This is a genomic window from Roseibium sp. MMSF_3247, assembly GCF_030733765.1.
Lineage (GTDB): Bacteria > Pseudomonadota > Alphaproteobacteria > Rhizobiales > Stappiaceae > Roseibium.
In genome coordinates, this window is record NZ_JASHII010000003.1 from 1 (window position 1) to 18,531 (window position 18,531).

The 18,531-nt window shown below is 55.1% G+C and carries 19 protein-coding genes and 1 tRNA gene; 10 read left to right on the top strand and 10 right to left on the bottom strand.

The genetic code is table 11. From position 1 onward, the window contains the following. On the top strand, window positions 1-208 hold a 208-nt coding region (locus RBB44_RS10400; protein ID WP_371932242.1), incomplete at its 5' end, for an aminomethyltransferase beta-barrel domain-containing protein. Between the two features lie 114 nt (window positions 209-322). Next, window positions 323-399, top strand: a tRNA-Met gene (locus RBB44_RS10405). A gap of 399 nt (window positions 400-798) precedes the next feature. Here the strand turns inward: RBB44_RS10405 and RBB44_RS10410 are convergent. The 4 genes from RBB44_RS10410 to RBB44_RS10425 form a co-directional block, all read right to left on the bottom strand. Beyond that, window positions 799-1,983, bottom strand: a complete 1,185-nt coding sequence (locus RBB44_RS10410) for an aromatic amino acid transaminase (RefSeq protein WP_306147319.1) — start codon at window positions 1,981-1,983, stop codon at window positions 799-801. Window positions 1,984-1,989: 6 nt separating this feature from the next. Then, window positions 1,990-2,226, bottom strand: coding sequence for a hypothetical protein (locus tag RBB44_RS10415; protein ID WP_306147320.1), 237 nt, complete (start codon window positions 2,224-2,226; stop codon window positions 1,990-1,992). Between the two features lie 126 nt (window positions 2,227-2,352). Beyond that, complete coding sequence (gene proC / locus RBB44_RS10420) at window positions 2,353-3,114, bottom strand: pyrroline-5-carboxylate reductase (protein WP_306147321.1); 762 nt, start codon at window positions 3,112-3,114, stop codon at window positions 2,353-2,355. Window positions 3,115-3,117: 3 nt separating this feature from the next. Further along, on the bottom strand, window positions 3,118-4,152 hold the full coding sequence (locus RBB44_RS10425; protein ID WP_306147322.1) for a zinc-dependent alcohol dehydrogenase family protein: 1,035 nt from the start codon (window positions 4,150-4,152) through the stop codon (window positions 3,118-3,120). A gap of 140 nt (window positions 4,153-4,292) precedes the next feature. Here RBB44_RS10425 and RBB44_RS10430 point away from each other — a divergent pair, with 140 nt between their 5' ends. After that, window positions 4,293-4,769 (top strand): Lrp/AsnC family transcriptional regulator, encoded by a 477-nt coding sequence (locus tag RBB44_RS10430; protein WP_306147323.1) that lies wholly within the window; start codon window positions 4,293-4,295, stop codon window positions 4,767-4,769. Window positions 4,770-5,436: 667 nt separating this feature from the next. Here the strand turns inward: RBB44_RS10430 and RBB44_RS10435 are convergent. Both RBB44_RS10435 and RBB44_RS10440 read right to left on the bottom strand, forming a co-directional pair. Then, a complete protein-coding gene (locus RBB44_RS10435) occupies window positions 5,437-6,153 on the bottom strand; it encodes an aspartate/glutamate racemase family protein (RefSeq protein ID WP_306147324.1) in 717 nt (238 codons plus the stop codon). Beyond that, on the bottom strand, window positions 6,150-6,842 hold the full coding sequence (locus RBB44_RS10440; RefSeq protein WP_306147325.1) for a GntR family transcriptional regulator: 693 nt from the start codon (window positions 6,840-6,842) through the stop codon (window positions 6,150-6,152). Before RBB44_RS10440 ends, RBB44_RS10435 begins: the two co-directional genes overlap by 4 nt. A 133-nt stretch (window positions 6,843-6,975) precedes the next feature. Between RBB44_RS10440 and RBB44_RS10445 the strand changes: the two genes are divergently transcribed. Beyond that, the gene (locus tag RBB44_RS10445) at window positions 6,976-8,664 is read left to right on the top strand and encodes a thiamine pyrophosphate-binding protein (RefSeq protein WP_306147326.1); all 1,689 of its coding nucleotides are present in this window, start codon (window positions 6,976-6,978) and stop codon (window positions 8,662-8,664) included. Here RBB44_RS10445 and RBB44_RS10450 read toward each other — a convergent pair. Next, window positions 8,661-9,575, bottom strand: coding sequence for a LysR family transcriptional regulator (locus RBB44_RS10450; RefSeq protein WP_306147327.1), 915 nt, complete (start codon window positions 9,573-9,575; stop codon window positions 8,661-8,663). The two genes, RBB44_RS10445 and RBB44_RS10450, sit on opposite strands and share 4 nt — an antisense overlap. Window positions 9,576-9,683: 108 nt before the next feature. Here RBB44_RS10450 and RBB44_RS10455 point away from each other — a divergent pair, with 108 nt between their 5' ends. The 5 genes from RBB44_RS10455 to RBB44_RS10475 all read left to right on the top strand — a co-directional run bounded on the left by RBB44_RS10455 (window position 9,684) and on the right by RBB44_RS10475 (window position 14,991). After that, window positions 9,684-10,811, top strand: a complete 1,128-nt coding sequence (locus tag RBB44_RS10455; protein WP_306147328.1) for an enolase C-terminal domain-like protein — start codon at window positions 9,684-9,686, stop codon at window positions 10,809-10,811. Continuing rightward, window positions 10,808-12,055: an FAD-binding oxidoreductase gene (locus RBB44_RS10460; RefSeq protein WP_306147329.1), complete on the top strand. Its 1,248-nt coding sequence runs from the start codon at window positions 10,808-10,810 to the stop codon at window positions 12,053-12,055. The genes RBB44_RS10455 and RBB44_RS10460 overlap by 4 nt, the downstream gene beginning before the upstream one ends. Before the next feature lie 48 nt (window positions 12,056-12,103). Next, entirely contained in the window at window positions 12,104-13,081 is a 978-nt protein-coding gene (locus RBB44_RS10465) for a TRAP transporter substrate-binding protein (protein ID WP_306147330.1), read from the top strand. A 71-nt stretch (window positions 13,082-13,152) separates the two neighbouring features. Beyond that, on the top strand, window positions 13,153-13,674 hold the full coding sequence (locus RBB44_RS10470) for a TRAP transporter small permease (RefSeq protein ID WP_306147331.1): 522 nt from the start codon (window positions 13,153-13,155) through the stop codon (window positions 13,672-13,674). Between the two features lie 6 nt (window positions 13,675-13,680). After that, complete coding sequence (locus RBB44_RS10475; RefSeq protein WP_209179477.1) at window positions 13,681-14,991, top strand: TRAP transporter large permease; 1,311 nt, start codon at window positions 13,681-13,683, stop codon at window positions 14,989-14,991. 118 nt (window positions 14,992-15,109) lie between these two features. Here RBB44_RS10475 and RBB44_RS10480 read toward each other — a convergent pair whose 3' ends face one another. After that, window positions 15,110-15,403, bottom strand: a complete 294-nt coding sequence (locus tag RBB44_RS10480; RefSeq protein WP_306147332.1) for a hypothetical protein — start codon at window positions 15,401-15,403, stop codon at window positions 15,110-15,112. Window positions 15,404-15,588: 185 nt separating this feature from the next. Here RBB44_RS10480 and RBB44_RS10485 point away from each other — a divergent pair, with 185 nt between their 5' ends. Next, window positions 15,589-15,711 carry a hypothetical protein gene (locus tag RBB44_RS10485; protein WP_268873417.1) on the top strand — a complete coding sequence of 41 codons (123 nt, stop codon included), beginning with the start codon at window positions 15,589-15,591 and terminating at the stop codon, window positions 15,709-15,711. A gap of 94 nt (window positions 15,712-15,805) precedes the next feature. Here the strand turns inward: RBB44_RS10485 and RBB44_RS10490 are convergent, their stop codons facing one another. Further along, window positions 15,806-17,458 carry an ABC transporter ATP-binding protein gene (locus RBB44_RS10490; RefSeq protein WP_306147333.1) on the bottom strand — a complete coding sequence of 551 codons (1,653 nt, stop codon included), beginning with the start codon at window positions 17,456-17,458 and terminating at the stop codon, window positions 15,806-15,808. A 2-nt stretch (window positions 17,459-17,460) separates the two neighbouring features. Beyond that, window positions 17,461-18,525, bottom strand: coding sequence for an ABC transporter permease (locus RBB44_RS10495; RefSeq protein WP_286183219.1), 1,065 nt, complete (start codon window positions 18,523-18,525; stop codon window positions 17,461-17,463). Between the last annotated feature and the right edge of the window lie 6 nt (window positions 18,526-18,531).

Sequence of the window (18,531 nt, forward strand, 5' to 3'; positions counted from 1 at the left end):
GGCGACCTTACGGATATTAAACGGCAAGGCCTTTGTTGATCTTGCCAACGGCGAAACGGGTGTCGCACCCGGTCAGGCGTGCGTCTTCTTCGACAGTGATGACGACACGGCCCGCGTCCTTGGGGGCGGCTGGATCCACAAGACCGAGCGCACCGGCACTTGGGCGGTGGATTTTCCACAAGCGCAAGCCCCGGTTTCTGCCGCCTGATCGGCGTTTAGAAAGAATGCGCGCAGGCAAGCATTCAACGCTTGACGCCTGCGCGCAGCCTAACTATAAGCTCCTCCACATCGCAGTGGTTGAACAAGAAGCCGCTGACCGGATGGCGGGGTAGCTCAGGTGGTTAGAGCAGCGGAATCATAATCCGCGTGTCGGGGGTTCGAGTCCCTCTCCCGCTACCAACATCATTCCCAAGAAAATCAGATTTCTAGCGGATCAGCGCTCGCTTTCACCTATCGGAGAATTATTTCTGAGCGCCTTTCCATATTTGCCGCATAGCGGTTCCGCTTTTTGCATGACGTGGTTTGAGCTAGGATCCAAGGTCTGTTTTTGTTTTCACTAACGATCGAAACAAAGCCGGGTAGGCATCGGCAGCTTTTAGGCAGGAGGTCTCAGCAGCAGACCTTTACGTCGAAGAACGCTTCTGAAAGACACGGCCCAAAGCGGACATTTGAGCCGATTGCCGCGAATGACCGGGACGAGCCCAGATTGTCTGATGTTGAAGCTTGTTCAGTCGCCCACACCGCATTGTTTGCATGACTAATATTTGATGGGCCGATCTTTTTGCAGCGCGCTTCTTGTTATGTGGCAGATGTTGTTTCCGAGATTGCTCGGATCAGCTTCTTGGCGTCCGCTGCCCCCAATCGAGCAACGTTCACGCGTCCACCTTTCACAACATGGATGCCATGATCACGCGTCAGAGCGGTTTCTTGGGTTTCATTCAGCGGCAGGAGGGAAAACATGCCGGATTGTTTCGCAATATAGGCAAGCTGATCGGTGCCGAATTCGGCGCGTTCGGTATCTGCAATCTGTTGGCGCACCCGGGCAACCCGCGTGCGCATCTGGTCAAGCTCGTCAAGCCAGCGCGCTTTGAGAATATCGTCTTGCAAGATCGTGCGGACGACCGATGGCCCGTGATCCGGCGCGTGGGACGCGCCAGAGCGGACGATCGCAGACACGGCGCGATGCATTCTGTCCCTGTCGCCCGCGCGCGTTTTCACGAACAGCGCCCCAGCCCGGTCGCGGTAAATCCCGAAGGATTTGGACAGGGTGATGCAGACAATGCACTCGGGAAAGCGCTCGGCGATCTTACGCACCATGGCGCAATCAGCGTCCCAGCTTTGAGAAAAGCCCAGATAGGCGAGGTCTATCCAGGGGATGATCCCGCGCGCCTCAAGGAGGTCGAGCACCGCGTGGAACTGCTCTATGTTCATGTCCGCGCCGGTCGGGTTGTGGCAGACGCCCTGCATGAGAAAGACATCGCCCGCGCGGGCGGCTGTCAGCCCGTCCAGCATCTGGTCAAAGGTGATCTCGCGCTTGAGCCGGTCGTAGTACGCCACCTGCGCGAAACGCGCATGGGCCGAAGTCAGGATCGGGACGTAGTTACCATAAGTCGGTGTTTGCAGCCAGACGGTGGGCGGTTTCGGCATTTGCGCCAGAAGGTCCGCCATCACCCTCAAGGCGACAGCCCCACCCGAGGTCTGAGCGGATACCCAGCCGTCATCATAGGCTTGCCCCATGATCTCATGCCCCAGGACGTTGCAATAGTTCGCATCGCCTGTCAGAGCGAGGTAGGATTTGCTGGTCTGGCTCTCGATCAGTTTTTGTTCGGCCAACTTGACGGCTTCCAGAACTGGCGTTTGGCCGTGTTCGTCTTGATAGATGCCCACGGTCAGGTTGAGCTTGTCCCTGCGGGGATCGGCGGCGAAATAGTCAGCCCCGATCATGATGGGATCGACGGGATACTCCATAACCTGTTCAAACATCCTGCATCAGCCCTCGCTCAAGATCCCTGTTGTCACCAACGTCTCGAAATATTCAACCTTCAAGTCAAAGGACTTGAGCAGCTTCTGGGTGCTCGGTTTGACCACGGCATCATCGAATGCGCCTTTTTCGAAATGTCCCGCAGAGGCAAGGTCTGACCACAGGCTTGTAACGACCAGCTCGCAATCTGTTCCGTTCACTTTAACGGCCAGAGACGCGCCAAGGTGACCTGGCAAGTTCGCCATCTCTTGGAATGTCGTCCTTTGAAGATGGTCCGCGTATTGTTGGAGCACTTCTTGAGACCCCGCCACGGCCCGCCACCATCGAATGATCATCTTCTAGTCCTTTCCCAGCTCCACAGCCCGATCTCGTCAGGCTGTCATGGCTTTGGCGACCACCTCTCCAAAGCCGTTGTCCTGCATCGAGACAATGGCCGCGTGGGTTGTTCCATTTGGTGAAGTAACACGGGCCCGGAGGTTTTCCGGTGTGTCGCCTTGCGCAGTCATTGTTGCGGCGCCAAGGGCTGTTTGCAGGGTCAGTGCTTTGGCATCTTCTGGGGCCAGACCCAGAGCGGTTTCGGCCCGGATCATCTCTTCGATCATCAAAAAGTAATAGGCCGGGCCACTGCCTGACACGGCTGTCACCGCATCAAGCAGGTCTTCACGTTCCAAGGTGACGCATATGCCGAACGCCTCGATGATGTCCTTGGCAGCTCTGTGCTGGGTTTCGCTCGCGTAGCCGTTTACATAAAGCCCGGTCGCTCCCAGACCCAACAAAGCCGGCGTGTTGGGCATCGCGCGCGCAACAGCAACCGGTCCGAAGAGGTTTTCCAAGGTGGCAAGGGTGACGCCTGCGGCGATGCTGAGGATCAGTTTGCCAGACAGGTCTGCGTCCATTTGCTTGGCAACGGCAGGAATGACCTGAGGTTTGACCGCCAGCACAAAGATGTCAGCGTCAGTAGCGTCCGCCACATCGTCCGTCGTTCGAACGTTGTGCTCACTTGCCAAACGCTCCCTCTGGTCGGCGTTCGGATCGACAACCGTGATCCATGACGGCTCCCGCCCGCTGGCAATCACTCCGCCAATGATGGCCGCCGCCATATTGCCACCGCCGATGAATGCAATCTTGTCCATGCCTCAGAAACTCGTGATGACGGTTGCTCCGATGGATTGGAACTTGTCCATGTTCATCAGGGCTTCCGGGGCGGCCTCGATGTTGATCCGCTCTCCAACGAGCTGTGCAGGATCCAGCTTCCCGCTCTCGACCATATCGAGCATCGCGCCGTAGCGATGTGCCTGCATCCCGTGGGAGCCTAGAAGTTCGATCTCTTGCCCGACGATCTTTGGCATCGGCACTGCAGGAGCCGCGTGATCGCCAAGCATGAGGCCCACCTGAATATGCTTGCCTCGCGGCCGCAGGCAGAGGATCGAATTGGTCATTGTCGCCGGGTGTCCCAGCGCATCCAGCGAAACATGCGCGCCGCCCCTGGTGATCTCCTTGATGGCATCAACCACATCGTCCTTACCATCAATGGCCGCGACCGCACCAAGGTCCTTGGCCAAGGCAAGTTTGGCCGGATCGAGATCGACCCCGATCACATTCGCACCTGCCGCACTGGCGATCATCACCGCAGACAGACCGACGCCGCCGCAACCGTGGACGGCGACCCACTGGCCGGCGCTGACTTTGCCCTGGTCGATCACGGCGCGAAACGATGTGGCGAACCGGCATCCCAAGCTGGCAGCGGTGGCGAAATCCATCGCATCGGGCAAGGCCACAACATTCAGATCAGCCTGATGGATCGGCACGTACTCGGCAAAACTGCCCCAATGGGTGAAGCCGGGTTGCTCCTGATGCAGGCACACCTGCTGGTGACCCGCATGACACTCGCTGCACGATCCACAGCCGCAGATGAAAGGTACGGTGACCCGGTCGCCCACTTTCCAGTTCTTCACGTCCTTGCCAACCGCCGCGATCACACCCGCAAGTTCATGGCCCGGAATATGTGGAAGCTCGATATCGCTGTCGTGGCCCATCCAACCGTGCCAGTCGCTGCGACACACACCGGTGGCTTCCACCTTGAGGACGACACCATGCGCTTCCGGTGACGGATCTGCTACGCTCACGATCTTGGGGGCTTCTTGGAATTTCTCGAACAGGACGGCTTTCATGGCAGGATCTTTCGATTTTATCAAATGCTTGAGGGAAAACTATCAAGCGACAGTGAAATTGCCTTGCTGGTCTGCCCCGTGTTATGATTATTTTGAGCAGAAAGCCCTCGTCATCCAAGCTATTTGAGGAAATTCTTCCCTTGTCCGGCATCGACACAGTCAACGCACAGCTTCTCGAACTTCTTCAAGCCGACGGGCGGATGACCAACGCCAAACTGGCTGAACACCTCAATATGAGTGAAACACCTTGTTGGCGGCGGCTCAAGAAACTGGAAGAGACGGGCATCATCGAGGGTTATCAAGCCCAACTTAGCCGCCGAAAGCTTGGGCTCGGTGTCATGGCTTTCGTTCAATTGAGTTGCTCAGAGCACGATCAGACTGCCACAGCCGAATTCCAGCGCATTATCGAGGTCACGCCCAATATTCTCGCCTGCCACAACACCACGGGCGAGGATGATTTTCTGCTGATCGTGGTCGCGCGTGATCTGGACGACTACAGCGCCTTTGTTGACAGCACCTTACGGCGCCTGCCTGGTGTGACCAGCATTCGTTCAAACCTGTCGCTGAAGGAAATGAAGGCCTCTAGCAAGTTGCCTGTGCGCGTTTCAAAGCGATGATCAACTCATCACTCCAACAGCACACACGCCTGCGAGCGCATCGATAGGTAGCTCTGTCCGTACTAAGGACCTTGGACCACAACGCAGAGAAGGTCCAGAACCCGCCCAACCGATCATTTCGCTGCGTTCCAAATGAACGTCAGCTTTCGGCATAAACTGTTGTAAGTCTTATAGCCGCGTTAATGAGTCTTTTCGGCGCACTAGCGTAAGGGCCTTAAACCTGGGCGGCTCACGACGAGCTGACAAGGTTAAAAGGGGACACTTAACGCATTGGATCATCTATCCGCTGTTCAAGCTGCAGCGGAGCATTTTCTAACTTGATCGCAGAGCCGCCCCAAGCATACATCTCGGGACAGCTCACGCGCCATAGCTCAAAGCGTTACGAGCAAATGCTCCCATTCGCCATGGGTGTGTCAAAGCGCATTACGATCGTCGTGAAGGCGATCACCAGATACTTCACTACAGTCTTCATATAGCCCGCATAGAAGAACCGCTGTCCGGTATATGCCCCACACAGTTCTTTGCGTTCACCGAGCCGCAGTTCTTTGCAGTCATACCGCTCTTGAAGTCGTCAAGAAGCAGATGTTTCACTGAATCAAGACAAAAGCGGACGGCACGCTTTATGTAGACACTTTTCCGGCCTACTCCTCTTTGACATCAAGGCAGATCACTCGGGGAAACGTTTGGGAACCAGACCTGACTGAAACCACTCGACAAAACTGACCATGGACCAAACCGGCAGCCCCGTAGCGTGTGAAATATCTTGAGCATAAGGACACATATTGGTGCATTCCAGAACCAGTCCCCCGAGATCCGGATGTGCCTCTTTCAGGGCCATCGCAGCACGGATGTTGTCTTCCCTTGAAAGCTCAACATTCAAAGACGTTTCATTGTTCAAGATAGCCCGTGTAAATTCACTCATGCCTTCGGTTGTGCCGATAGGTGTACCGTCCGGAACACCCGCAGCCTCCAGGTGTGCCTGAGTGAGTGTTGATCCTGAAATCGTCAGTATGCCTGCACGTTTTCCCGCTGGCATCAATCGGTTGACCATGGCCACCTGCTGCAAGGAAGATGTCACAACCGGAACTGACACAGCACGTGCCAGTTCATCTTGAACGAGCGACAGGAAACCGCAGTTTGTAGTGATTCCGTCGACACCGTCCGCGACCAGTTCCCGTGCTGCATCAATGAAAGCATCAAGCAGCCCGTCTGCATTGCTCCGCACAACCCGACTTGGCGAAGCACCACGCACGACCTTGTACATCACCGGAAAGGGCCATGTCTGAGCATTGCCCATATCGCCAGGAATGCGAGGGAACCGTGCCTCCAGCATCAAGATGCCCACCGATGCCCCATATACGGTTTTCCCGCCGGTCGCGATCATGCCGCATCTTCCGATTTCAAAATGCGTCCAGTAAGAGCATCTGTCTGATCCATAAAGATGTTCGAAATACCTTTGCTAACGGCATCGTTGATCTGATCCATCCGCTTGAAGATATGCTCGCGGATTGAGCAGGTCGCTGCCGAGCCATCTCGGTTGATCAAAGCCTCCATAACCTGCCTGTGACCGTTTTTTGTGGACTTTAGTCTGTTTTCATCCATCTGAACCCAACGCAAGTACCTGATTTTTTCATTCAGTGCTTCGAGCTGTGCGACAAGCAATGGATTTCCCGAAAGTTTCGCGATCCCTATATGGAAGGCTTCGTCTCTCGCGCAGGCCTCCGCAACTGTCAGACCCGCGACGTCCATTCCCTCCGCATCCAGCCAGTCAGAAAGAGAGGTGAGTTCGTCATTGCTTGCGCGGGCACAAGCGCGTTCAACTGCGGCGACCTCCAAAGCCTCGCGAAGGTCGTAAAGGTGATAAACTCCCTCCGGGTCGAGCTTGCGGCAGAAAAAACCTTCACCTGGGCGAACATCAATGAGCCCCTCGGACACGAGCCTGTTTAGTGCTTCGCGCAAAGGCGTGCGGGAAACTCCGAGATCCTTTGACAGAGAGCTTTCGTTCAGCCTGTCACCCGGGCGCAAGGCAAAGCCGACGACCATCGATTTGATATGATCATATATCTTAGACATGACTACCGGTGCCTGCTTTCTTTTGGTTTTTGCGACCCCAGCCAGTCGCAATACCGCGTGTTGCCATATTCAGGATTTTATTACAATATTCATATCTGTATACAGATACGTATTCAGGTTGAACGAGGACTTGATGACCAATCAGTTGACCGGCGCTGAAGCGATGGTGCGCATGCTTGAAGCTCATGGGGTGACGCACATTTTCGGCCTATGTGGAGATACCACCTTACCATTCTATGACGCGCTCGCCCGGCTTGACCACGGCATTGCCCACCTCCTTACCAGGGACGAGAGGCACGCCGCCTATATGGCCGACGGATATGCGCGGGTAACCGGCAGACCGGGTGTATGCGAGGGGCCGTCCGGGGGCGGAGCAACCTACATCCTTCCAGGCGTTGTCGAGGCGAATGAAAGCTCGGTTCCCATTCTTGCTATCACTTCAGATGTCGCAACCACCAGCAGAGGCAAGTATCCACTTACCGAACTGGACCAACAAGCGCTTTTCCGGACTGTTACCAAATGGAACACCTCCTTGGACGACGCCTCTCGCCTGCCCGCAAGTGTTCGCGCTGCCTTCCGCGCCATGACGACCGGCACCCCGGGTGCCACCCACCTTGCCCTACCCTTTGACACACAAAAGGCGCCGGTAGATGAGGCCGAGATCTGGGCCGACCAATGCCACGGCGCGTATCCGGCTGAACGTAGCGCACCCGAACAAGCTGCAATTGAAGAAGCGGCGCAAATTCTCGCTAAGGCGAAAAACGCGATTATTATCAGCGGCGGTGGCCCAGTTCTGTCTGGTGCCACGGACATCCTGGCAAAAGTGGCGAGACTGCTGCAGATCCCGGTCGCCACGACGGTCTCCGGTCAGGGCAGCATTGCTGAAACGGATCCACTTGCACTCGGAGTCGTCGGCTCCAATGGCGGAAATCCGGCAACGCGGGCGACAGTCGACGCCGCCGACGTGATCCTGTTCGTTGGTTGCCGGGCGGGTTCTGTGACCACAGAGCGATGGCGTTCACCGGCCCAGGACAAGACCATTCTCCACATAGACAGTGACCCAATGGTGATTGGAGCCAACTACAAGACAGATGTGGCGATAAACGCAGATGCCCGTTTAGCGCTCAACTCCTTGGCATTAGCACTTGAGGCCATCCCGGACCTTGCCCCACAAGGTGGAGCAGCTCGCGCGGCTAAGGCATGGAATGCCAAACTATCTTCCTTCAACGTGTTGGCCTCATCTATGGATCGCCCTATCCGACCAGAAGCTGTGATCGCCGCGTTGATGGACATTCTGGAAGATGATGCCACAATCGTCGCAGATCCGGGCACACCATGCCCCTACTTCAGTGCTCACTACCGTTGGCGAAAGCCGGGCCGCAGCTTCATCACAAATCGCGCCCACGGAGCACTGGGGTATGCTCTGGCTGCCTCCATGGGAGCACATGTAGGAAGGTCGAATGTTAAGACGATTGCCGCAATGGGTGACGGAAGCTTCGGTTTTGCTTGCGGCGAATTTGAGACAATGGTCCGGCATCGGATGCCCATCACCTCAATCGTCTTTTCAAACGCGACATACGGCTGGATTAAGGCCGGGCAAGATGCAGGTTTTGAACGTCGTTTTTATAACGTGGACTTCAGCCGAACAGACCACGCTGCAGTTGCCAGTGCTTTTGGCATCAAAAGTTGGCGAGTTGAGGATCCGGCGGATTTGAAGCATGTTCTCAAGGAGGCGGTCAACCACGACGGGCCGACCCTCGTAGATATTATTTCACAACCTCTGCATGAGGCAGCCGCGCCAGTCTCTGAATGGGTTGCTTAGGCACCGTTGGAACTGGAGCTCCTTGAAAAACCGGCCAGGCTCTTGCGTAATTGAGCCCAAAAGGCCTCCCCTACCTGCGTCATTGGACGGTTTCGCGAGGTAATCACGGCTAAATCGAGCGTCACTGAGGGTTCGAACGGCCGTGTAATGTATCCAGATTCTTTGTCAAAATGAATCGTAAACGGGTCGATCAGCGCGATACCCATGCCCTGTTTCACGAAACTCAAAAGGTTCTCGGATAAATGCGTGTGGATTTTTGGCCGCCAATTCGCGTTCCGGCTTTCAAAAGCTTCTCGTGTCCGCCGATGGGTCATATGTTCCGGCCCCATAACAATAAACGGCTGGCCATCAAGCAATTCGGGCGTTAGCACATCATGATGTGCCAGCTTGTGACCACTCGGCATCGCCACCATGGTTTCAAAATGAAAAATCTCCCGGTCCAGAGCATCGTGGTGAACAGGCATCTCGCATACGCCAATCTCGAAGAGACCCGCCATAACCCATTCCTGGATTTTAGATGAGTATTGCGATTGGAACGAAATGAGGAGGTCCGGTCGGTCCTTAGAGAAGCTGGCAATTTCGCTGGGCATAAAACCGAAGGATAGCAGATGAGGAGCAGCGACTTGAAGCTGCCCGGCTTGTTTGTTCTGCAAATCGTGGATGGCTTGGCCAACGTGATCCAGTCCCCGAACGACCGTATCTACTTCTCGAAAAAGAACATCTGCAACCGGGGTCGGTTGCAGCCGGCCCTTACTGCGCTCAAATAGTTTGAGTTTCGTCTGACGTTCCAGCTGGGCCAACAAATTTGAAATACCTGGTTGCGAAATGCCCAATTGAGCCGCTGCACCTGTAACGGTTCCGGTTTCGACGATTGCGTGAAACGCCTGAAGTTGGCGAAATCTCAACGGCATGTGCGTATCCTGAACGATCAAACATCACAAAAAATGATGGTGCATCAAAAACTCTGTATTTGAAATGATGTTTGTCAGGCTTCAGTATTTTTCCCGAAGGGGAAGTTTATGGATCTTGATCAAAAGATCATAGAGATGGGACTGTGGCATCTGTCGCTTCCTGTCCGGTCGCGGCGCGACCACGGGATCGGAACGGTCGAGGGTGCTTGCGAGATCGTCGTTGTGCGCTTGAAGAGCGAAGGCGGTCACGTTGGTTGGGGGGAAGCGTCGCCCTGGTCCGTTTTTACTGGATCACCAGAGGCAAGTTTCGCAGCCCTTGATCGCTACATCCGTCCGATCGTCATAGGGCGGGCCATAGGTGACCGGGCAGCAATCATCAAAGACGCGGCTCTGGCGGTGGCTCATGCGACCGAAGCGAAAACTGCATTGGACACTGCGCTCCTCGACCTCACGGGACAAATTCTCGGGACCCCCATGTGGGCGCTCTTGGGAGGAAAAAGCCGCGATACAATTCCACTTTCCGTATCGATTGCAGATCCAGATTTTGCCAAAGACAGAGTTTTGCTGGATCGGTTGGTGGAAGATGGCGTCGGGATTGTTAAGCTCAAGGCGGGTTTTAAGGATCATGCTTTCGACATGATGCGACTTGAGTTTTTGCAACGTAATTACCCCGCCCTGAGGATTCGGGTCGATTTCAATCAAGGGCTCACCATCGACGAGGCACCAGCCCGCGTTTTGGACGTTGCAAGCTTCGGACCGGACTTCATCGAACAACCGGTGCACAAAGACCAATATGCGATGATGGCACGTTTACGCGACACAATCGATGTTCCGTTGCTAGCTGATGAATCTGTCTTTGGTCCCGAGGATATGGCTCGAGCCGTTCGAGAAGGTATCTGTGATGGGGTGTCGATCAAGATCATGAAGGCGGGAAGTTTAGGCAGGGCACAAGACGTGGCCAGGATTGCTGCCGCCAATGGGTTATCCGCCTACGGTGGCGACATGTTCGAAGCGGGCATTGCCCACCTTGCAGGAACTCACATGATTGCTGCAACATCAGAGATTACACTGGGATGCGAGTTCTATCAGGCAAGCTATTTCCTTATACAAGATATTCTTGAGACACCGTTCCCGGTCAAAGATGGTCAAGTCACAGTTCCAAATACGCCCGGCCTCGGAATTTGCCCCAACATAGATCGTCTCAATCATTCTGCAGTAGCGAAGGCCGCTGCATGACAAAAACCCTTGCCATCATCGGCGCCGGAATCATCGGAGTGTCGACTGCAATTTGGATGCAGCGTGAGGGGCACAAAGTCATCTTGATAGACAAGGCTGGGCCGGGGGAAGGGGCCAGTCACGGAAATGGCGGCGTCCTGGCGTCTTGCTCAATGATACCTGTGACGGTACCGGGCCTGATCCGAAAAGCGCCCAGAATGCTGTTTTCACCCAATCAGCCATTGTTTCTCAAGTGGAGTTATCTGCCTAAACTGTTGCCTTGGCTGGCGAAGTATCTGGGGCATGCAAATGAGAAGGATGTAAACCGGATTGCCGAAGCCGTCCATGGTATCGTCGGCGATAGTTTGGCAGAGCATCAAGCATTGGCGGAGGGTACAGGAGCCGAACACTTTATTGTGCCATCTGACTACCTGTTTTTGTATCGCGACAGGGCACACTTCGAAGAAGACGCGTTCGGTTGGTCCATTCGTGCGGCATGTGGTTTTCAGTGGGAAGAACTCGAAGGCGAAGCGGTCAGGGCTTATGACCATGGTTATTCATCGGATATCGGTTTTGCCGTGAAGCTGGGAGATCACGGCCGCATTACGGACCCGGGCCAATACGTGAAAGCCTTGGCGGCTCATGCCAAAGAAAACGGCGCTCAAATCGTCCAGGCGGAGGTGCAGCGCATTGAAGTGGATTCGGATGAAGGCCTATCGCTGAAAACGGACTTTGGAACAATTGAAGCAGATGACATTCTGGTGGCAACCGGCGCTTGGTCGAAACCACTAGCAGCTCAGTTGGGGCTTGATGTGCCTCTTGAAAGCGAACGTGGATACTATCTTGAGCTTTGGGAACCGAATTACCTCCCGAAATCACCGGTTATGGTGGCTAGCGGCAAGTTTGTAATTACGCCTATGGATGGCCGCATCAGGCTTGCAGGTGTCGTTGAGTTCGGTGGACTGGAAGCAGGGGCTTCCGCGGCACCAATTGAGCTTCTGAAGCAAAACATTCGTGCAGCCATGCCAGACCTTACATGGGAACGCGAGGTGGAATGGATGGGGCATCGCCCTGCCCCGGCCGATTCCATTCCAGCGATAGGTGCAGTTCCAGGAATCAAAGGGGCCTGGCTTGGATTCGGGCATCACCACATTGGCTTGACGGGAGGACCAAAAACCGGCCGATTATTGGCACAGATGATCTCAGGAAAAAGAACCAACCTTGACCTGTCGCCATACACCGCGACCCGTTTCCAACAACTATAACCTTCCACCGGAAACAGGTCGGCAACTTAACCAGAAGGGAGCAGTGGAATGAAACTCTTGACGAAGGTAATGACAACAACGGCGATTGTTGCTGCAACTACGTTTCCGGCACTTGCTGCTGAAAAATGGGATATGCCGATGGCATACTCCGGTTCGAACTTCCATTCAGTGACGGGCGCCGAGTTCGCAAAGTGCGTAACCACCGGCACAGGTGGCGACATCACCATCAGCACGCATCCGGGCGGATCACTCTTTGCGGGCGCTGATATCAAACGTGCGATCCAGACCGGGCAAGTACCGATCGGCGAGCGACTGCTTTCAGGCCACCAAAATGAAAGTGCGATTTTCGGATGGGATTCGATCCCATTTCTAGTGTCGTCCTTTGACGAGCATGCCAAGCTTTATGAGGTTGCCAAACCGGCAGTAGAAGAAGTTCTGGCAGAACAAAATCTGACGCTTCTCTATTCCGTGCCATGGCCTCCGCAGGGGTTGTATTTCCGGAATGAAGTGAAAACCATGGACGACATGAAGGGCGTCAAGTTTCGGTCCTACAACAACGCCACTTCGCGTCTTGCCGAACTAACTGGCATGCTGCCGGTAACAATCGAGGCCGCAGAAATCAGTCAGGCTTTTGCCACCGGTGTGGCGGATAGCATGGTGTCCTCTGGAGCGACCGGTTATGATCGTAAAGTATGGGAAAGCCTGAACTATTTCTACTCTGTTGATGCTTGGTTGCCGCGCAATTACGTCATGGTGAACTCGGAAGTTTGGTCGGGTGTGTCTGAAGCCAACAAGAACGTCATCCAGGCCTGCGCTCAGATGGCAGAATATGCTGGTACCTGGCGCGCCAAAGAGTACACCGGCTTTACTCTTGCCGGCCTCGCTGCGGGAGGGATGACCGTTGAGCCTGCCAATGATGCGCTGATGGCTGGGCTCAAAGAAGTTGGAGCCACAATGACAACTGAATGGCTTGAGGCCGCCGGCGAAGCCGGCGTGGGCATTGTGGAAGCCTTCAGGGCCCAATAGCTGTCAGTAACCACTCCATGGGCGGTGCGCACCAGTGCCGCCCTACTCTTTTTCTCAGTTAGGACATCGAGATGACCGCACTGCGGAAGTTGCTGGATTTTCTTTACGTGGCCGCGGGCGTAGTTGCCGCATTGTGCCTGATAGCAATTCTATCTTTAATCGTAATCCAAATGCTGGCACGCTGGACCGGTGAGGTTTTCCCGGGCGCGCCCAATTACGCTGGCTATGCGATGGCCGCAGCCTCGTTTTTTGCCTTTGCAAACGCTCTTGGGCGTGGCGCTCATATCAGGGTGTCGATACTTTTGAACGCTGTTCCAACGCGTATGAAATGGTTTTTGGAAATCTGGTGCTTTGGAATTGGTGCGGCAATCGCCGGATACTTTAGCTACTACGCCTACAACTTTGTTTATTGGTCATGGAAGTTCAAAGAAATCAGCCAAGGGCAGGATGCAACGGCCCTCTGGATTCCTCAGTCGGTTATGGTTTTGGGCGGTAGCTTGTTAACCATCGCACTGTTGGACAACTTGGTCCAACTACTCTTACGCGGTGAGCACCGAATTGTCCGCGACACTATCGGCGGCCACGGGGAGTAAATAGAAATGACCGAAGTCTACGCCATCTCCATTTTTCTATTTGTTCTGTTTTTGCTGCTAGGTACGGGTGTTTGGGTGGGCCTTGCGCTCATGGGTGTCGCCTGGGTCGGTATGGAACTTTTTACCAGCCGACCAGTTGGCGACACCATGGTGACCACAATTTGGGCCTCCAGTTCTAGCTGGACGCTGACTGCATTGCCGCTATTCATCTGGATGGGAGAGATCTTGTTTCGCACTCGGCTGTCCGAAGACATGTTCCGGGGGCTTTCTCCCTGGCTGGCTCGCTTGCCTGGTGGGTTGGTGCACACAAATATCGTGGGCTGTACAGTTTTCGCAGCTGTTTCGGGTTCCTCAGCGGCGACGCTCACCACCGTTGGCAAGATGTCGATACCGGAGTTGCGGGCGCGGGACTATCCTGAGCGTGTGGTCATTGGAACGCTCGCGGGCGCGGCAACACTGGGTTTGATGATCCCACCCTCTCTTGCATTGATTGTTTATGGCGTGACGGTCAACGAAAGCATTACGCAATTGTTTTTTGCTGGCGTTCTACCCGGCTTGTGCCTAGCACTGATGTTCATGGGCTATGTCGCACTTTACTCAAAGTTTTCAAAAGGATGGCATCCCAAGCAGGAAACAGGCATGTCGTTCGCTGAAAAGCTCAAGAACTCGCGATATCTGATCCCTGTGTTGCTGCTCATCCTGGTCGTGATCGGGTCCATGTATACCGGTTATGCAACAGCGACCGAAGCTGCGGCGATCGGTGTAATTGGCGCTCTCGTGCTGGCCGCAAGTCAGGGATCACTCAACTGGGGCACCTTCACAGACAGCCTGATGGGCGCAACCCGAACATCGGCCATGATCGCGTTGATCCTCGCCGGAGCAGCTTTTCTAAAGCTCGCTATGGGCTTTACGGGTTTGCCTCGCGCACTGGCCGATGGGATCGCGGCCATCGAGCTGACCCGCTTTCAGCTACTGATGGCTTTACTTGTATTTTATATCGTCCTTGGGATGTTTCTCGACGGTATCTCCAGCGTGGTTCTGACAATGGCCGTCGTCGAACCGATGGTCCGCGATGCGGGCATTGACCTGATCTGGTTCGGTATCTTTGTCGTGGTTGTGGTTGAGATGGCGCAGATAACCCCACCCATCGGTTTTAATCTGTTCGTTCTACAAGGGATGACGCATCACGAGATGGGCTACATCACGCGTGCAGCCTTGCCCATGTTCCTTATCATGGTTCTGATGTGCTTCGTTCTAATCTGGATTCCGGATCTGGCACTGTGGCTGCCCGAAACCATGCGAGCGGCGCCAGGCTAGAGTATGTGAGTTTGCCTCGGCCTCACTTCTGCAGAAGCCAGTTTTTGGTGGAACTCGTATCTCATAATTGCGCGCCATAAAAACCGTGTTGAATTCGGTACATTTACCGAAAAGGGTTTTATGTGTGGTGGGGCATTGCCCCAGGCCAGATCAAAGAGCAAATGCTCCCATTCGCCATAGATGGGTCAAAGTGCATTGCGATCGTCGTGAAGGCAATCACCAGATACTTCCCTCCCGTCTTCACATAGCCCGCATAAAAGAACCTCTGGCCCGTGTAAGCGCGGTATCGGTTCTTCGCGTTGACCGAGCCGCAGATCTTTCCAGCTATACCGCCCTCGAATTCGTTGACCACGTCGAATGTGAACACGGCTGAATACGGATCAACAAGCGTCTCAGCCGCTTTCGTGCGCACAGCCTGCTCAAGTGCGGGATCAGACCTAGAACGGGATTAAAGCCGCGCTTCATGAATTGTCACGGATATCTGCTATGCAGAAATATGGGTGAGATTCACGGATTGGCGCATTGAATTCTTAACTTCTGTCGACTATGTGTGCCGAAAGTTCAGGTTAAGGCACACGGGTGGAATCGGAGACGAGCATGACCCGGGATGATCTCATTCGCGAATACAGACAACACAGCGGCTCTTGGCAGGCCGTGGTCGGTGTTTATGCGCTGCTCGTGGGCGCGATGGTGCTGTCCGGCTACATGATGGTCGGCTGACCGGGCAACTTCGAGCCTGCGACTGACTTATAGATACCCCGGAGCAAAGCCGCGCCGGGGTATGTCTGTTTGAGCCTGCCGGTTTTCAAATCGATCAGACATTGGCCGCTTCGCCTATCGCATCCGTTCCGCGCTCGTCCAGCAGAGTGGTGAGCCAATTCGGGTCCATCTCCGGAACCGACGACAAGAGCAGATCCGTGTAGGGATGGTGCGGTGGCGTGAACATTTCGTCTTTCGGACCCTGTTCGACTACCTTGCCCCTCTGCATGACCACCACCTCGTCGGCAATTGACCGGACTGTCGCCAAGTCATGCGTGATGAACATGTAGGCGAGGTTGAATTCTTGCTGCAGCCGGTCAAGCAGTTTCAGTATCCCTTCGGCAACAAGCTGGTCAAGCGCGCTGGTCACCTCATCGCAGATAATGAATTTGGGATCGGCCGCAAGAGCCCGGGCGATACCAACCCGCTGCTTCTGGCCGCCTGACAATTCGGGCGGATAGCGGTTGTAGAACTTGGCCGGGTCGAGTTCGATCAGATCGAGAAGTTCATCAACGCGGCTTTTGAGTGCTGTGCCGTGAAGACCGCTGTAGAACTGGGCCGGACGCCCAATGATGTCGCAAATACGGATTTTCGGATTTAAAGCCGTATCCGCCATCTGATAAATCATTTGGGCTTGGCGAAGTTGTTCTTTGGAGCGGTCCTGATAGCGCGGCGGCAGAGCTTCACCATTGAACAGGATTTGTCCCTTGGTCGGGGGCAAAAGGCCGGTGATACAACGGGCCGTCGTCGATTTGCCCGAGCCGGACTCGCCCACAACGGCGACGGTCATTCCGGGATAGATGTCGAACGACACGTCGTCCAGAACCTTGGTCTTGCCATAAGCTGCATCAATGCCCTGAACCGATATGATTGGGATGGCGTCTGCACCCGTTGGACGCTGTTTTTGGGGGCGCTTGAAACTGCGCACGGCCCAAAGGCTCTTTGTGTAATCCTCCTTGGGCGAATCCAGCATTTGCGCGGTGGGCGCTTCCTCGACTTCCTCACCCTTTAGGAGCACTTTGATGGTGTCCGCCATCTGCGCAACAACAGCAAGATCGTGGGTGATGTAGATCGCAGCGGTGTTGAACTGATCAACAATGTCGCGGATCGCCGCCAGAACCTCGATCTGCGTGGTCACGTCCAGTGCAGTGGTCGGTTCGTCAAAAATGATCAAGTCTGGGCGGCACGCCATGGCCATGGCAGTCATGGCACGTTGTAATTGGCCACCGGATACCTGATGCGGATACCGGAACCCGATTTCGTCAGGATTTGGCAAACGCAGCCGCTCGTAGAGCTGCATCGCGTCTTCCTGCGCCTCGACCCGCTTCTGGATCCGGTACTGGATCGGTGCTTCCGTGTGCTGGTCAATGATTTTATGAGACGGGTTGAAGGATGCTGCCGCAGACTGAGCCACATAGGCAATCCGTGATCCGCGCAGGGCACGCAGCGCAGATTCTGGTGTGGTGGTCAGCTCCATGCCGTCGAATTCAATCGACCCGCCAGAGATCCGGCAGCCGTCCCGGGCAAAGCCCATCGAAGCGAGGCCGATAGTGGACTTGCCAGCCCCAGATTCGCCGATGAGGCCAAGAACCTCACCCTTGTGAAGGGTTAGATCCACCCCATGGACGATCTCAACCCATTTCTCATCGGAATAGCCTTCTATACGAAGGTCCCTGATTTCCAGAAGTACGTCTTTCTTGGGAACCATGATCAAACCTCCTTCAGACCGGAGGACCGGAACAACATCCAGTCGACGACAAAGTTGACCGCAACCGTCAGCAGCGCAATCGCCGCCGCAGGGATTAGCGGTGTCAGTTCACCAAAGGAAATCAAGGTCGCGTTCTCACGTACCATAGAACCCCAGTCAGCGGTTGGTGGCTGAATGCCCAGCCCGAGGAAGGATAGACCCGCGATCAGAAGGAACACGAAGCAGAACTCCAGGCCGAATTCGGCAATCAGCGGCGCCGTCGAGTTGGGCAGGATCTCCTTGCGGATGAGATACCAGGTCCCCTCCCCCCTGAGCTTTGCCGCCTCGATGTAATCCATCACGACTACATTACCTGCAACCGCACGGGTCAGTCGGAACACCCGTGGCGAATAGATCACCGCAACAACGACGACGATCACCGCCAGGTTTGTGCCGAAGATACTCAGCATCAAAAGCGCGAAGATAAGTGACGGAACGGACATGATCACATCGGCAAAACGGCCCATGAACTGGTCGAACCACCCGCCTTTCGTTGCCGCAAGCAAACCGGCAAACGCACCCATGACAAAGGCAAGCGTTGTTGCAATCAGCGCCAGGCCGACCGAGTTTCGTGCGCCGTAGATGATCCGGCTGAACATGTCCCGCCCGAGCTGGTCAGCGCCCAGCAACATGTTTTCATCTGCTGGTGCGAACGCCGACGAGATGACTTCGGCTTCGCCAAACGGCGCGATGACCGGGGCGAAAATACCGGCAATCGCGTAGGTGAAGATCACGAACATGCCAAAAGCAGCGGTCAGCGGAGCTGTTCTCAGCTCCTTGGCAACTCCTTCGGGTGCAATAATGATGAGAAATTCCCGGAAGGCATAGGACGTCCCTGCCGCCAATGCCAAAATCCCGGCAGCTATTGTGACAAACCTGAGAGCCCCCACCCCGCCGATGATCCCCATCACGAAAGACACGAGGGTCAGGGAGAAAATCAGCAGAAACAGCTCGCGTTTTTTGAAATACGCCGCCAGGCAGGACCCGCCGATCAGCAGCGCATAGTAAGCAATAACAAATGTACTCATTTCGCT